Below are 14,790 nucleotides of genomic sequence, written 5' to 3' on the forward strand. Positions count from 1 at the left end.
AAACTGGTCGAGCAGGGCGGAGTCACGCGCGCCGCGCTCGTCCGGGCCGACGCGCGAGGCCCCGCCGGGCGCGGGCCGGACCCCGGGCAGGCTGTCCGGCAGGGGCACGGCGCCCCGGCGCGGCTCCGGCGTCCCGGCGGCGACCCGGGGCGGCAGCGGCAGGCGGAGGGGGCGGCCGGCCGGGTCGAGTACGGTGATCCCGGCTTGGCGCCGGGTGAGCCGGACCGGCCCACGGGCCGTCCGGTACCCGGCGAAGCCGGCACCGGCGATCACGATGCGGGGTCGGCTCACGGTCTCGCCTCCGGGCTGTCGCCTGCGCGTCGAGCCTTTCGCGTCCCCCTGCCCGGGACGCCCAAACGTGCGCGAGCCGCCCGTACCGCCGGTTCCCGGTCCCTCGCCACGGGCCACCGCCCGTACCGCCGGTCCCCGCCACGGGCCACCGCCCGGGCCCCCGGTGTGCGGAGGGCCTCCGTGAGCCCGTGCCGTCAGGCCCTGTCGCGTCCGTCCTGCGGGGCCCCGGGGTCGATGCCGTTCTCGCGAGGTGCCCGGGCCCGCGTCCCCGGCGTCCCGGGCGCGGTGGACGGCATCGGCGGGTACGGCGTGCCGGGCCCGCTCGGCGGCGCGGTGGGCGCCGTCCCGCCCAGCGGGCGCCCGCCGTCGGCGGCCCCGTGCCCGGCGCCCGTCCCCGGAGCGGAGGGCTTCGCGGCGCCGCGCAGCAGGTAGGCGGCGACGGCGAGCAGCGCGGCCGTGATCAGCGCGGCGGCCCAGCCGGGCAGCCCGGCGGCGAGCGCCAGCCCCACGGCGAGCGCCACCGCCGCGCCGGCGTAGAGCGCGGCGGCGCCGGACGCCGCGTACAGCGTCGCCGTACGGCGCTGCTTGCGCGTCTGTTCCCGCAGCTCGTCCCGGATGGTCTCGCGGGCCACCTGGGCCAACTCGTCGACCAGGTGCTTGTCCAGGTGCTCCAAGTGTGTCAGTCGGTCGTCCATGCCGGTCGGATACCCGCGACCCGACCGTCCATGAGCGGCCCGCACCGTCGCCAACTAGGCTTTTCCGCATGGACATTCTGGGAACCACACTGCGCGTCTACGTCGACGACCTGGACAAGGTGATCCCCTTCTACGAGGGGCTCGCCGGCGGCCGGGCCATGCGGTTCGAACGCGGCGGCGTCCACGTGGCCGCGGTCGGCTGCTTCTTGTTGATGAGCGGACCGGAGTCCCAGCTGGAAGTGTTGCGCAAGGTGGCCGCGACGATCGCCGTGACCGACGTGGAGGAGACGGCCCGGATCGTGACCGGCCTCGGCGGCGAGGTCGTCGCCGGTCCCCTGCCGACGCCGGCGGGCCGCAACCTGATCGCCCGTCACCCGGACGGTTCGGTGTACGAGTACGCCGACCGGAAGGCGTGAGGGCGGCCCGCGTCAGACCCCGGGGCCGGCCGTGATCACCCACCGCCGGTGATCACGCCGGGCCCCGTCGGCGTGCAGCGTCTCCGGTGAGAGGCCCTCCGGGCGAAAGCCGCGGGCGCGGGCCGGGGCGGGAAAGGCGGCGTTGCCCGGCCGCACGCTGGCCTCCAGCCGGGGCATCCGCATCGGCGTACAGCCGCATCGATCCGGAGGCGTACCCCGCGACGAGGCCGAGTCCCTCCCGCATCAGAGCGCGCCCGGCGGCGTGGGCGAAGGCGCCGTGGCCGAGCGCCCCGCTGAGGAACCCGCCTCGACGGTGTCGTCGACGCTGACGGACCCGGCGGTCGACCCGCCGGCCGCCCCCTCCGTCGTCCCTCCCTTCTCGCGGACCAGGAACCCGGCCCCGGCCAGGTCCCCGACCGGCCGGCCCGCGTACCGGGCGTACGCCTCGGCGGTGTCCGGCGGGAAGATCCAGGGGCGGCGCGGGTCCTTGCGCTCCCGGCCCGGGCGGTGAACTCGGCTCCGTCGTCGAGGGTGAGGCGGCGTACGCCCGCCCGGGGAGCCTCGGCGAGGTGGCGGGACGGCGTGTCCCGCGGCGTCCCGTCAGCGCGGGCGGGGCCTCAGCGCAGCGCCGGTTCGTCCAGGGTGAGGGTGCCCGCGTCCGCGTCCAGCCCGGCCCTCACCCCGAACGGCACGGTCAGCGCCCCGGCGCAGTGCCCGAAGCCGAAGTCCTGCGCCACGGGCACGCCGAGCCCGCCCAGCCGGTCCAGGAGCAGCGCCCGGACCCGGTCCGGGGCACCGCACCCCTCCCAGGAGCCGAGCAGCACCCCGTGGACGCCGTCGAGCCAGCCGGCGCGCAGGAGCTGGGTGAGGCAGCGGTCGAGGCGGTACGTCTCCTCCCCCACGTCCTCCAGGCAGAGCAGCCCGCCGCGCGCGCCGGGCCGGGCGTGCGGGGTGCCCAGTTCGGCGGCGAGCAGGGACAGGCAGCCGCCGAGGGTGACGCCCCGGGCCCGGCCGGGGACCAGCGGTGTACCGCCGGAGGCGATCGCGCGGACCGTCTCCGGGGCGAGCAGCGTGGCCCTCAGGTGCTCCTGGGCCCGCGCGTTCTCCAGGAAGTCGACGCCCGCCGCCATCGGCCCGTGCAGCGTGACCAGGCCGAGCCGGACGGCGAACGCCTCGTGCAGCGCGGTGATGTCGCTGAAGCCGACGAAGACCTTCGGCCCCGCGGCGCGCATCGCGTCCCAGTCGAGCAGGTCGACGAGGCGCTGGGCACCGTAGCCGCCGCGGGCGCACAGCACCGCGTCGACGGCCGGGTCGCACCAGGCGGCCTGGAGGTCGGCGGCCCGGCCGGTGTCGTCGCCGGCCAGGTAGCCGAGGGTGCCGTGCCGGTCCAGGACGTGCGGGGCGACGACCGGGTCGAGGCCCCAGCCGCGCAGTACGTCCACGCCCGCCCAAAGCCGCTCCTCGGGCACCGGTCCGCTGGGCGCGACGACGGCCACCCGGGCGCCGGGGGCGAGCCGCGCGGGCCGCGTCAGGCCGCTCACCCGGTCAGCTCCAGGGTGGGGATGCCGGGCGGATCGAACCCGAACACCTGCGCGTACAGGGAGAGTTCCGCCTCCAGGGCGCGCGCCAGGGTCTCCGCCCTGCGGAAGCCGTGTCCCTCGCCCGCGAAGGTGAGGTAGGCGTGCGGCACCCGGCGCCCCGCCATCGCGGCCAGGAACCGTTCGCACTGCGCGCTCGGGCAGATCACGTCGTCCAGGCCCTGCAGCAGCAGGAACGGTGCGGTGAGCCGGTCGGCGTGCGCGGCGGGCGAGCGCTCGGCGTACCGGGCGGGCACCTCGTCGTAGGGGCCGATGAGGGACTCCAGGTACCGGGACTCGAAGTCGTGGGTCCCCCCGGCGCCCCAGCCGGTCAGGTCGAGGACGGGGTAGCGGATGGTGCCGCAGGCGTAGACGTCGGTGGTGGCGAGGGAGACGGCGCTGGTCCAGCCGCCCGCGCTGCCGCCGCGCACGGCGAGCCGGTTCCGGTCGGCGGTGCCCTCCTCGGCGAGGGCGAGGGCGACGGCCGCGCAGTCCTCGACGTCGACCACGCCCCACCGCCCGCGCAGCCGCTCGCGGTACTCCCGGCCGTGTCCGGTGGAGCCGCCGTAGTCGACGTCGGCGACGCCGATGCCCCGGGAGGTGAAGTAGGCGATCTCCAGGTCGAGGGCGAGCGGGGAGCGGCTGGTGGGGCCGCCGTGCGCCCGCACGACGTACGGGGGCAGTTCGCCGGCGGGCGCGGCACAGCCGGGGTGGCGGGGCGGGTAGACGTGCGCGTGCACCTCGCGGCCGCCGGGTCCGGTGAAGGTGCGGACCTGCGGCTCGGGGTAGTGGGCGGGGTCCACGGCGTCGTCGTGCGCGGCGCCGATGACCCGGGCCCGGCCGGTGCTGACGTCCAGTTCGACCACCTCGTAGGCGCTGCGCGGGCCGGCGCCGACGGCCACGGCCCGCTCGCCGTAGGCGGCGATCCCGGCGGCGAACTCGGTCCAGGGACCGGCCGCGTCGACGACCTCGCCGGTCTCGGGGTCCAGGACGCCGAGGGCGGTGGCGCCCCGGCCGTGCACGACGGCGATCAGGCCGCTGTCCAGCGGGGCGAACCAGCGCAGGCCCAGCTTCCACAGCGGCCCGCCGAACTCCTCCTCGCGGGGGCACAGCGGCCGGCCGTCGCGGTACAGGTTCCACCAGCCGGTGCGGTCGGAGGCGTACAGCAGGGCGCCGTCGCGGTCCCAGTCGGCCTGCGCGATCGACTCGTCGGGGCCGCCGGCGACGGTCCGGGCGGGTCCGAGGGTGCCGTCGGCGGTGACGTCGGCGACCAGCAGTTCGGTGCCGTCCCAGGGCATCCGGGGGTGGTCCCAGGCGAGCCAGGCCGCGCGCCGCCCGTCCGGGGACAGGCGGGGGCCGGCGACGAACCGGTGCCGTCCGTCGCTCAGTTCGCGCACCGCGGCGCGGTCCTCGGCGGCCGAGCCGTCCAGCGGTACGGCGGCCAGGACGCGGCGCACGTCGCCGGGCCCCTCGCCGGTGAACTCCTCGAGGACGCACCACACCTCGCCCCGCTCCGGCATGGGCTGCGGCTCCGCCCAGCGCAGGCCGCCGCCGACCGCCGAGAGGGGAGTGAGCGGGCGGGGCTCGTCGCCCGGCCGCCACCGGTACAGCCGCTGGTCGGCGAGGTTCACGAAGACGACCAGCGGGCCGCCCCCGTCCGGTACCGCCGCCCAGGGCCGGCCGCCGTACTCGATGACGCGGCTGCGCACGTTCCACGGGGCGGGCAGCAGGTCCTCCTCGGTGCCGTCCGCGCGCCGCCGCACCAGGCTCCGCCGGCCGTCCTCCGCGGGCCGGGGCTCGGTCCACCACACCTCCTCGCCGACGAGGCCCACGTCGTCGGGGCGTCCGTCGTGCGCGGCGGCGAGCGCCGCGTCGATGGGCGAGGGCCACGATCCGTACGCCAGGGTCCGCACTGTCTCCCCCTTTCGCCTAGGCGGTCCGCAGGAACCGGTCGAGTACCCGTACCCCGAAGTGCAGGGCGTCCACGGGGACCCGTTCGTCCACGCCGTGGAAGAGGGCCTGGTAGTCGTAGCCCTCGGGCAGCCGCAGCGGGGTGAAGCCGTAGCCGGTGATGCCCAGCCGCGAGAACTGCTTGGCGTCCGTGCCGCCCGACATGCAGTACGGCACCACGTGCCCCTCGGGTGCGAACTCCTCGACGGCGGCGCGCATCCGGGCGTACGTCGGTGAGTCGACCGGTGACTGGAGGGCGACCTCGCGGTGGTCGAACTCCCAGTCCACGTCCGGTCCGGTGAGCCGGTCCAGGGTGGCGCGGAACTCGTCCTCGGTGCCGGGCAGATACCGTCCGTCGACGTAGGCGGTGGCCTCGCCGGGGATGACGTTGAGCTTGTAACCGGCGTCCAGCATCGTCGGGTTGGCGCTGTTGCGGACGGTGGCCTCCACCAGTTCGGCGGCGGGCCCGAGCTTGTCCAGCAGCGCGTCCACGTCGGTGTCGGCGAGGCCGGTGTCGATGCCGTACAGCGCGGCGAGTTCGACGAGGGCGGCGCGGACGGTCGGGGCCGGGCGCGGTGGCCACTCGTGCTCGCCGATGCGGGTGACGGCCGCCGCGAGCCGGGTCACCGCGTTCTCCCGGTTGACCTTGGAGCCGTGGCCGGCCCGGCCGCGAGCGGTCAGCCTCAGCCAGCCGGTGCCGCGTTCACCGGCCGCGATCGGGTAGATCCGCCGGCCGGCGCCGTCGTGGAAGGTGAACGCCCCGGACTCGCCGACGCCCTCGGTGCAGCCCTCGAACAGCTCGGGGTGGTGGTCGGCGAGGAAACCGGAGCCGTCGACGGCGCTGGCCTCCTCGTCGGCGGTGAACGCGATCACCACGTCCCGCCGGGGCCGCACCCCCTGCCGGGCCCAGCCCCGCACGACCGCCAGGATCATCGCGTCCATGTTCTTCATGTCGACCGCGCCGCGCCCCCAGACGACGCCGTCGCGGACCTCTCCGGAGAACGGGTGCACACTCCAGTCGGCGGCCTCGGCCGGGACCACGTCCAGATGACCGTGGAGCAGCAGCGCGTCGGCCGACGGGTCGCTGCCCTCGACCCGGGCCACCACGTTGGTCCGCCCCTCGGTGCGCTCCAGCAGCGTCGGTTCGAGGCCCGCCTCGACGAGGAGCGCGGCGGCGTACTCGGCGGCGGGGCGCTCCCGGCAGTCGCCGCCGCCCCGGTTGGTGGTGTCGATCCGGATCAGGTCGGAGGTGAAGCGGACCACCTCGTCGAGGGCCTGCTCGTCAGCCACGGGTCTCCTCAGCCATAGGTCTCCTCCACTGCGGCCGAGGCGATCGTGGTGACCGCCTTGAAGGTCCGGATGCCCTCGTACATGGTGGCGGAGGTGTACGCCACCTTGCGCTCGCCGGTCCGCTCGACGCCCGGCACCACGGTCGAGGCCGCCGCCAGGTGCTCGGCGTCGAACTCGACGGCGACGGTGAACGGGCCCCCGGACACCGGCTCGTGGCGCACCGCGAGCGACGCCGCCTCCTCGGCCGCCGCCCGGATGTCGGCGGCCGTCCGGGCGGGCGTCCGGCACACCGCCGCGTACCGCGAGACATGGTCCTTGACGGCGACCTTCAGCGCCTCGGGCGCGTAGCCGAGGGCGTCCTCGCAGGCCACGTCGTCCCCGGTGACCAGCACCACCGGGACGCCGTACTCGGCGACGACATGCGCGTTGAGCAGGCCCTCGCTGGCCCGTACGCCGTTCAGCCAGACGCCGGTGATCTGGTTGGCGAGGTAGGTGTGGGCGAGGACGCCCGCCATGCCCGCGCCCGCGTGGTAGCCGACGAAGGCGACGCCGTCCACGTCGCCGTGCTGGACGCCCTCCACCATGGACAGCGCCTTGTGCCGGCCGGTGAGCATCAGCGCCCGCTCGTCCAGCTCTTCGAGGAGCAGGTTGCGCATGGTCCAGTGGGCCTCGTTGACGAGGACCTCCTCGGCGCCGCCGTCCAGGAATCCCCGCACGGCGGCGTCGACGTCCGAGGTGAACATCGACCGGCACCGCTCCCACTGCGGCGTGCCCGGCAGCACGTCGGCGGGCCAGGTCACGCCGGTGGCGCCCTCCATGTCGGCGCTGATCAGGATCTTCATGCACAGGACGGTACAGGCCGCCCCGTACGCCGGCCACGGACCACACCCGGCCCACGGGCCGCTGCGTCGGCGTCGGTCACCGGCACCGGTTCCATGAGGGCCGGCACCCCGGCGGTCACCCGGACAGCCCCGCCTGCTCACCGGAGCTGTGGGAGCGGATGTTCTCCCTGGGCCGCTGCCTCGGCCGGGACGCCGCCGACGGCGAGGGCGGCGCGGGCGCCGGGCAGCGCGACCGCGCCGGACCGCTCACCGCCGGACCGGCGGGCCGGGGTGCCGGGATGCCGGGGTGCCGGGGTGCCGGGGTGCCGGGGTGCCGGGCGGACAGCGGGGGCGGTGTCGCGGCCCGCCACGCGGGCGGGGAGGTGCGGCGGCGTGCCGTCCCGGGCGTCCCGGCGACGTGTCCGCTGGTGGGCGTACGCGCGCGTCGTCCGCCACCAGGCCCGCGCGGGCGGCGGGTCCGGCGCCGGTGGCCCGGTCCACGTCGTTGAGGACGGTCCGCTCCGGGTGGCGCGGCAGGACCGTGAAGCCGGGGACGGCGTGCCGGGCCTCGAGCGGGACGGCCCGCACGGACCGGCCGGTGACCGGCGGCCGGATGCCTCGCTACTCGGACCGCGCCGCGCCGGCATGTCCTTCGGCGCGGCCGGGGGAGGCACCGGTCCGGCCGCTGTCCTCGCCGAGCGGTCCCAGGTGCTCGCGGCCGGCGGCGCTCTGCGGGTCCTGGGCCTCCCCCGGCAGGTCCCCCGGGGCCGTCCGCCGTCGGGACCCGCCCCGGCCGAGGGCGAGGGGCACCCGGCGGTCCTGGCTGAACTCCAGTACCGGGCAGCCCAGTTCGAGGGCCCGGGCGACGACGCGGCCGCTCTCGCCGGCGCTCATGCCGGGCAGGACCTCGGTGAGACGACGGGTCAGTTCCACGACGCCGGGAAAGCCGGTGTACGGCGCGAAGGAAGGGACGACCCGCTCGGGTGCCACCGCCTCGCCGGTGCCGGCCGGGCACAGCGCGCCCGCGTCGGCCGCCAGCACCAGCAGCCGCTCCCGTCCGGGGCCCGCCAGCGGGTACGCCCACCACAGGACGTCGACGCGGTCACGCCCGGGGACGGTGAGCCGGGCGCGTCCGCGGGCCGGGTGGGAGGGCCGTCCGCCGAGGGAGGGCTCCAGGTCCGCTCCGAGGCTGTCGCGGGCGGCGCGGGGGCCACGGGGAGGGTCGTCCGCCTCGGGCAGCGCGCCGGAGACGGGCAGCAGGTCCGGCGCCGGGCGGCCGACGGCCTCCTCCTCGGGGCAGGCGAACAGGCGCCGGGCGCCCCGGCTCCAGTGGGAGACCAGACCCTCCCGGTCCACCACGGCCACGGCCGGCGGAACACGGCCGGGCACGGGCTGCTCGGTGCCACGGTCCATGGCGTCAGGCCCTCTCTCCCCGCGGCGCGGCATGATCTGCGCCGCCCTCACCACCGTACGGCCGGGGCCGGAGGCGATGTGCGGGAACCGGAAATCGGTGGTACGCGGACGCCCCGGCGCGCGGCGCGCGCGCCGACGGCGCGTCCCGGCCGGCTCAGTCCTCGTGGCCGAGCTGGAGGTCGCGCTCGGTACGGCCGCCGCCGGCCATGTGGAGCACCGTCGCGACCGGCGGGTAGCCGGCGGCGATGACGGTGTACTCGCCCGAGGACAGGTCGACGAAGCGGAACGTGCCGTCGGCGCCGGTGGTGAGCGTGTCGACGACGTTCCCGGCGGCGTCCAGCAGGGTGACGCGGGCGTCCTCCACGGGCCGTCCGCCGCCGGCCCGGACGGTGCCCCTGAGCATGGCGCCGCCGGCGAGTTCGATGTCCTGCCGGGTCTCGCGGGAGGCCTGGACGGTGACGGGGAGCGCGGCCGGACGGAAGGCGGGGGCGCTGCCGGCCAGGGTGTACTCGCCGGCCACCAGCTCGGTGATGACGTAGCCGCCCTCACGTCCGCTGCGGGTGCTGGCGACGACCTCGCCGTGCACGTTGGTGAGCGTGACGGTCGCGTCGCGGACGGGGGTGCCGTCGGCGGTGCGGACGGCACCCGCGAGGCGTCCGGCGCCGCCGAGGACGACGTCCAGTTCGACGGGGCGCTCGCCCACGGTGACGGAGACGGCCTGCGGCTGGTGGCCGCCGGCGGCGGCGATCAGGACGTACGGCCCCGTCCCGGGCGTGGCCAGCGCGTACCGTCCGTCGTCGCCGCTGGCGCCGCGCCCGATCTGCTGTCCGGCGGCGTCGATGAGGGTGAGCGCCGCGCGGGGCACGACGGTGCCGTCGGAGTGCTGCACCGTGCCGCAGACCGGGACGCCGCCGGGGCACGGCGAGCGCGGCGGGGCCGGGGTCCCGCCGCCCGGGGCGTGGGAACGGGCCGGCGGGACCGCGGCCGGGGCCTGCGCGGTCTCCGTCTCGGTCACGGGCGCGTTGTGGGACACGAGCGGTTTCTCCTTGAGGAAGAAGGCGAGGAACAGGCCGAGCACGAGCACCGGCACGAGATACAGGAAGATCCGCGGCATGGCGTCGGCGTACGCCTGGACGTAGGCGTCGCGCAGCGCGGGCGGCAGGGCGTGGACGAGCTGCGGGGTGATGGCGTCGGCGTCGGGCAGACCGGCGTCGGCACCGGCGGGCAGCCGTACGGCGAGGGCGTCGGTGAGCCGGTCGGCGAAGAGGGTGCCGAAGACCGCCGCGCCGACGCTGCCGCCGATCTGCCGGAAGTAGTTGTTGGCGCTGGTGGCGGTGCCCAGGTCGGCGGGGCGCACGGAGTTCTGCACGGCCAGGACCAGGACGGGCATCACCATGCCGATGCCGGCGCCGAGGACGGACATCCAGACGCTGTAGTGCGCCCTGGGCGTGTCCGCGTCGAGCCGGGAGAGCAGCCACATGCCGACGACGGACAGGACGCCGCCGATGACCGGGTGGATCCGGTAGTGGCCGGTGCGGCTGATGAGCCGGCCGGAGACGACCGAGGCGCCGACGATGCCGCCCACCATGGGCAGCATCAGCAGGCCGGACTCGGTGGCGGAGGCGCCGTCGACCATCTGGAGGAAGGTGGGCAGGTAGCCGGCGGCGCCGAACAGGGCGACGCCGACGACGAACCCGATCAGGCCGGTGACGTTGAAGACGGAGTCGCAGAACAGGCGCGGCGGGATGAGGGGTTCGACGGCGAAGCGCTCGACGACCAAGAAGAGCGCGGTGGCCGCGAACGCGCCGGCCCCGAGCCCGAGGATGACCTCGGAGTCCCAGTCGTACTCGATCCCGCCCCAGCTGGTCAGCAGCACCACGCAGGTGGAGGCGGCGGTGAGCAGCAGCGTGCCGAGGACGTCGAGGCGGGCCCTGGCGCGCGGCTTGGGCAGCTTCAGGACGAGGGCGACGACGGCCATGGTGAGCAGGCCGAAGGGGACGTTGACGTAGAAGCACCAGCGCCAGGAGAGGTGGTCGGTGAAGTAGCCGCCGAGCAGCGGTCCGGCGACGGAGGCGAGGCCGAAGGCGGCGCCGATCAGGCCCATGAACCGGCCGCGCTCGCGGGGCGGCACGATGTCCGCGATGATCGCCTGCACGCCGGTCATGAGGCCGCCCGCGCCGACGCCCTGCACCGCGCGGTAGGCGATGAGCTGGTCCATCGTCTGGGCCCGGCCGGCCAGCAGCGAGCCGACGACGAAGACCAGGATGGCGCACTGGAAGACGCCCTTGCGGCCGAAGAGGTCGCCGAGCTTGCCGTAGACCGGCAGGCCGACGGTGGAGGTGAGCAGGTAGGCGGTGATCGCCCAGGACATCTTGTCCAGGCCGTGCAGCTCACCGACGATCTTCGGGAGCGCGGTGGCGACGATCATCTGCTCCAGCGCGGCGAGCAGCAGCGCCGGCATCAGTCCGAAGAAGACCAGCCGGACCCGGCGCGGACTGAGCGCGGCGGCCGGTCCGGGCGCGGGCGGCCCGGAGGGATCCGGCGGCGCGACAGCGGCCGGCTCGTCCTGCGCCAGAGTCGTCCCGCCCACGTGCCGCTCCCCTTCGTCGCGATTCGTCGCCTGAGCACACCATTCCCGCTCAGGCGACAACGGCGAGGACTCGCGAGGGGTTACGGCGTCCGGCGGGGACGCGCGGAGATCACTCGAACCGGTGAGGCGACGCCAACGGCCGCCTCACGTACGGCTCTTGGCTACTTCTCGACCTCGGCGGCGAGCCTGGCCAGCTCCGCGTCGTAGATCCGGGCCAGGCCCTTGGGGGCGAAGGTCCTTTCGAAGAAGCCGCCGATGCCGCCGGCGCCGTTCCACACGGTGGTGACGACGACGCGCGAGCGTCCCTCGCCGGACGGGGTGACCCGCCAGGTGGTGACCATCGAGGAGTTGCGGTCCTTCTCGACCAGCTCGCCGTCGGAGGGCTCGGTCACCTCCAGCAGGCAGTCGCGCACGCGCTTGCTGGTGGCCTGGAGCTTCCAGTGCACGAGGGTGCCCTCGCCGTCACCGCCCTCACGGACCTCGTACTCGCTGAACTGTTCGGGCAGGATCTTCGCGCGGGTGCCGCTGTAGTCGGCGAGCGCGTCGAACACGGTCTCCGCGTCCGCGGCGACGATCCGCTCGGTGGTGGCCTCGACCTGCGCCATCGGGTACCTCCAGGGCCTGGTGGTGAGGGGTCGGGGCAAGCCAACCACCCCGCCGCCCGGCCACCAAATCGAGGGGGTCCGTCGGCCGGGGGCGGGCGCCCGGACCCCGGGCCGCGCGATCAGGAGGGAACGCTTGTTCTATTCCGTGGTCCCCTGCCGCCGGGGAGGCGCCCCGCGCCGGGAGAGCCCTTCGGAGTCCGGTCCCGGCCGGGCGGCCGGCGCCGCGCGGTCCGACGCGGACGCGGTGACCACCGGTGCCTTCGGCGCGCCGGGGCTTCGGCGGATCGCCCGCCGCGGGGTGCGGCGCGGTTCGCGCGGACCCCGCTCGGCCGTCACCTTCGGGGAGGCAGGCGCTTCAGGGCCCGGGCCGCCGCCTCGGCCAGCGCCGGATGGGCGAGGGCCTCGGTCAGCACGGGCCTGGCCCGCGGGTCGCCGAGCGCGCCGAGCCCGTCGACGCAGGCGAGCGCCACCCGGCGGTACGGGTCGTGCGGGCGCAGCCGCCGCTTCAGGGTGGTGATCAGCGCGGGGACGGACTCCGGGGCACGCAGCTCGGTCAGCAGCCGGACCGGGTGCAGGGCGTAGGCGACGCGCAGCTCGTTGGTGGCCAGGGCGGCGGCGGCCCGGGCGGTGCGGGGGTCGCCGAGGCGGGCGAGGGCGTAGGCGGCGGAGGCGCAGCGCGGCGGGTCACGGTGGTTGAGGAGCAGCACCAGTGTCTCGAAGGCCCGCCGGTCCCCCGCCAGCCCCAGCCGGAACGCGGCCAGCTCCCTGGCCCAGAGCGGCTGTCCGGGGCCGGTGAGCACCTCGGCCAGTTCGCCGTGGTCCGCGGTCGCCGCCAGACGGTCGTACGCCGCCGTGCCGCCCGCCTCCGTCCGTAGACGCTCCGTGAACGCGCGCACCTCTTCGTCCATGCGTCCGAGGCTAGAGGGGGCGGGGCCCGGATGGGACGTGGATCACCAACACGAGGGACTGGCGCGCTCGTTACCCGCTGGTTAAGCTCAGACGAGCGAGTCAGCGACTCGTGTTCGTCCCATGGCGGTCTGGTGACGCGGCCTCCGTGGGAGCAGCGCGGTCCGGCCCGGGGACAGGGCCGGCCGGTTCCGCCGGGCGTGTGCGCCAGTGAGCCCGGCACCACCCGCACTCCTTCCCGTACGCACCCGTGCGCCGCCCGGCGCGGCGGGCGCCTCTGCCGTCGTCACCCTCATTCCTGGAGTCCCGCCATGGCCGCTCCCCTCTCGGGCAGTTCCCCTTCCGGCACTTCCCCTTCCGGCAGTTCCCTCTCCGACGTTCCCCGGCCCCCCTTGCGGACCGTCGCCGTGGTCGGCCTCGGCACCATGGGCACCGGCATCGCCGACGTACTGGCCCGGGCCGGCCGCGAGGTCGTCGGCGTCGACATCAGCGAGGCGCAGGCCGCCAGGGCCGTCGCCGCGCTGGAGACCTCCACCGCCCGCGCCGTCGCCCGCGGCCGGCTGACCGAACGGGAGCGCGCCAACGCCCTGGCCCGCGTCCGCACCGCCACCGACCTGTCGGCCGCGGCCGACGCCGACCTGGTGATCGAGGTGGCGCCGGAGTCGTACGAGGTCAAGCAGCGGATCTTCCGGGAGCTGGACGGCGTCGTGCGGCCCGGCGCGATCCTGGCCACCGGCACCAACGCGCTGTCCGTGACCCGGCTGGCCGCCGACACCGCGCGCCCGGAGCGCGTGCTGGGCCTGCACTTCTTCAATCCGGCCCCGGCGATGAGACTGGTGGAGGTCGTCTCCTCGGTGCTCACCGCGCCCGCCGCCGTCGCGGCCGTCACCGACCTCGCCCTGGACCTCGGCAAGGAGCCCGTCGCGGTGGGCGACCGGCCCGGTTTCGTCGCCGACGGGCTGCTGTTCGGCTACCTCAACCAGGCCGCGGCCATGTACGAGGCGCGCTACGCCTCCCGCGAGGACATCGACGCGGCGATGCGCCTGGGCTGCGGCCTGCCGATGGGACCGCTGGCCCTGCTCGACCTGATCGGCGTGGACACCGCGCGCACGGTCCTGGAGGCCATGTACGCGGCCTCCCACGACCGGCTGCACGCCCCGGCCCCCGTCCTGAGGCAGCTCAGCGAGGCGGGACTGACCGGCCGCAAGGCCGGACGCGGCTTCTACACCTACGACGCCCCGGGCGGCGCGACCGTCGTCCCCGACGCGCTCACCCCGCGCGAGGACGCCTCCCCGGTCCCCGGACGCCCGGTCCGCGCGGTGGGCGTCGCCGGTTCGGGCACTATGGCCTCGGGCATCGCCGAGGTCTTCGCCAAGGCCGGGTACGAGGTGGTCCTCGCCGCCCGCGGCCAGGAGAAGGCCGAGGCCGCCAAGGCCCGCGTCGGCGCGTCCCTGGCCCGTTCCGTCGGCAAGGGGCGGCTGACCGCCGAGGCCGCCGAGCGCGCCCTCGGCCTGATCACCCCCGCCGGTGACTACGACGGCTTCGCCGGCGTCGATCTGGCGGTGGAGGCGGTCGCCGAGGACCTGGAGGTCAAGCGGCGGCTGTTCGCCGCGCTGGACGAGGTCTGCAAGCCCGGCGCGGTCCTCGCCACCACCACCTCCTCCCTCCCCGTGGTCGCCTGCGCCCGCGCCACCTCGCGCCCGCAGGACGTGATCGGCATGCACTTCTTCAACCCGGCGCCGGCCATGCGGCTGGTCGAGGTGGTGCGGACGGTGCTGACGGCGGACGAGACGCACGCCACCGTCCGGGAGGTGTGCGGCAAGCTCCGCAAACACGCCGTGGACTGCGGGGACCGGGCCGGGTTCATCGTCAACGCCCTGCTGTTCCCGTACCTGAACAACGCGGTGAAGATGGTGCAGGAGCACTACGCGACCCCCGACGACATCGACGCCGCGATGAAGCTGGGCGGCGGCTACCCGATGGGCCCCTTCGAACTGCTCGACGTGGTCGGGCTCGATGTGTCGCTGGCCATCGAGAAGGTGCTGCACCGCGAGTTCCGCGACCCGGGGCTCGCCCCGGCACCGCTCCTGGAGCACCTGGTGGCCGCGGGCTGCCTCGGCCGGAAGACAGGCCGCGGCTTCCGCGAGTACGCCCGCTGACCGGAGCCGGCCGCGGCCGGGACTCCCCCGCCCGGGGAGCCCCGGCCGCGCGCACCGAGCTGGGCACATGCAGTACG

At 75.9% G+C, this 14,790-nt stretch carries 10 protein-coding genes and 3 pseudogenes; 2 read left to right on the top strand and 11 right to left on the bottom strand.

From position 1 onward, the window contains the following. Positions 1–291 (bottom strand): annotated as a pseudogene (locus tag ACY1JF_RS15755) (NAD(P)/FAD-dependent oxidoreductase); the annotation flags it as partial. A gap of 194 nt (positions 292–485) precedes the next feature. Then, positions 486–986: a phage holin family protein gene (locus tag ACY1JF_RS15760; RefSeq protein WP_462705752.1), complete on the bottom strand. Its 501-nt coding sequence runs from the start codon at positions 984–986 to the stop codon at positions 486–488. A gap of 68 nt (positions 987–1,054) precedes the next feature. On the opposite strand from ACY1JF_RS15760, the gene ACY1JF_RS15765 reads away from it, so the two are divergent. After that, positions 1,055–1,402, top strand: a complete 348-nt coding sequence (locus ACY1JF_RS15765) for a VOC family protein (protein WP_462705753.1) — start codon at positions 1,055–1,057, stop codon at positions 1,400–1,402. 12 nt (positions 1,403–1,414) lie between these two features. Here the strand turns inward: ACY1JF_RS15765 and ACY1JF_RS15770 are convergent. From ACY1JF_RS15770 to ACY1JF_RS15810, 9 genes and pseudogenes are all read right to left on the bottom strand, one after another. Continuing rightward, positions 1,415–1,986 (bottom strand): annotated as a pseudogene (locus tag ACY1JF_RS15770) (GNAT family N-acetyltransferase); the annotation flags it as partial. 33 nt (positions 1,987–2,019) lie between these two features. After that, on the bottom strand, positions 2,020–2,943 hold the full coding sequence (locus ACY1JF_RS15775; RefSeq protein ID WP_462705754.1) for a S66 peptidase family protein: 924 nt from the start codon (positions 2,941–2,943) through the stop codon (positions 2,020–2,022). Then, positions 2,940–4,892, bottom strand: a complete 1,953-nt coding sequence (locus ACY1JF_RS15780; protein ID WP_462705755.1) for a prolyl oligopeptidase family serine peptidase — start codon at positions 4,890–4,892, stop codon at positions 2,940–2,942. Before ACY1JF_RS15780 ends, ACY1JF_RS15775 begins: the two co-directional genes overlap by 4 nt. 16 nt (positions 4,893–4,908) lie before the next feature. Beyond that, positions 4,909–6,219, bottom strand: a complete 1,311-nt coding sequence (locus ACY1JF_RS15785) for a M20/M25/M40 family metallo-hydrolase (protein ID WP_462705756.1) — start codon at positions 6,217–6,219, stop codon at positions 4,909–4,911. Positions 6,220–6,227: 8 nt separating this feature from the next. Continuing rightward, positions 6,228–7,061, bottom strand: coding sequence for a M55 family metallopeptidase (locus tag ACY1JF_RS15790; protein ID WP_462705757.1), 834 nt, complete (start codon positions 7,059–7,061; stop codon positions 6,228–6,230). Positions 7,062–7,706: 645 nt separating this feature from the next. Beyond that, a pseudogene (locus tag ACY1JF_RS15795) lies at positions 7,707–8,453 on the bottom strand (PAS domain-containing protein); the annotation flags it as partial. Between the two features lie 154 nt (positions 8,454–8,607). Next, entirely contained in the window at positions 8,608–11,043 is a 2,436-nt protein-coding gene (locus ACY1JF_RS15800; protein WP_462705758.1) for an MFS transporter, read from the bottom strand. Positions 11,044–11,204: 161 nt separating this feature from the next. Next, the gene (locus ACY1JF_RS15805) at positions 11,205–11,648 is read right to left on the bottom strand and encodes an SRPBCC family protein (RefSeq protein WP_462705759.1); all 444 of its coding nucleotides are present in this window, start codon (positions 11,646–11,648) and stop codon (positions 11,205–11,207) included. 332 nt (positions 11,649–11,980) lie between these two features. After that, entirely contained in the window at positions 11,981–12,556 is a 576-nt protein-coding gene (locus ACY1JF_RS15810; protein ID WP_462705760.1) for an adenylosuccinate lyase, read from the bottom strand. A gap of 309 nt (positions 12,557–12,865) precedes the next feature. On the opposite strand from ACY1JF_RS15810, the gene ACY1JF_RS15815 reads away from it, so the two are divergent. Then, entirely contained in the window at positions 12,866–14,713 is a 1,848-nt protein-coding gene (locus tag ACY1JF_RS15815; protein WP_462705761.1) for a 3-hydroxyacyl-CoA dehydrogenase family protein, read from the top strand. Positions 14,714–14,790 lie beyond the last annotated feature (77 nt).

This window comes from Streptomyces sp. SYSU D01066-1 (assembly GCF_054956795.1).

What these genes read in the sequence shown, in the direction of transcription:
- ACY1JF_RS15810 (WP_462705760.1), bottom strand. Translation starts at nt 12,556, where the DNA reads ATGGACGAAGAGGTGCGCGCGTTCACGGAGCGTCTACGGACGGAGGCG.
- ACY1JF_RS15790 (WP_462705757.1), bottom strand. Translation starts at nt 7,061, where the DNA reads ATGAAGATCCTGATCAGCGCCGACATGGAGGGCGCCACCGGCGTGACC.
- ACY1JF_RS15815 (WP_462705761.1), top strand. Translation starts at nt 12,866, where the DNA reads ATGGCCGCTCCCCTCTCGGGCAGTTCCCCTTCCGGCACTTCCCCTTCC.
- ACY1JF_RS15760 (WP_462705752.1), bottom strand. Translation starts at nt 986, where the DNA reads ATGGACGACCGACTGACACACTTGGAGCACCTGGACAAGCACCTGGTC.
- ACY1JF_RS15765 (WP_462705753.1), top strand. Translation starts at nt 1,055, where the DNA reads ATGGACATTCTGGGAACCACACTGCGCGTCTACGTCGACGACCTGGAC.
- ACY1JF_RS15805 (WP_462705759.1), bottom strand. Translation starts at nt 11,648, where the DNA reads ATGGCGCAGGTCGAGGCCACCACCGAGCGGATCGTCGCCGCGGACGCG.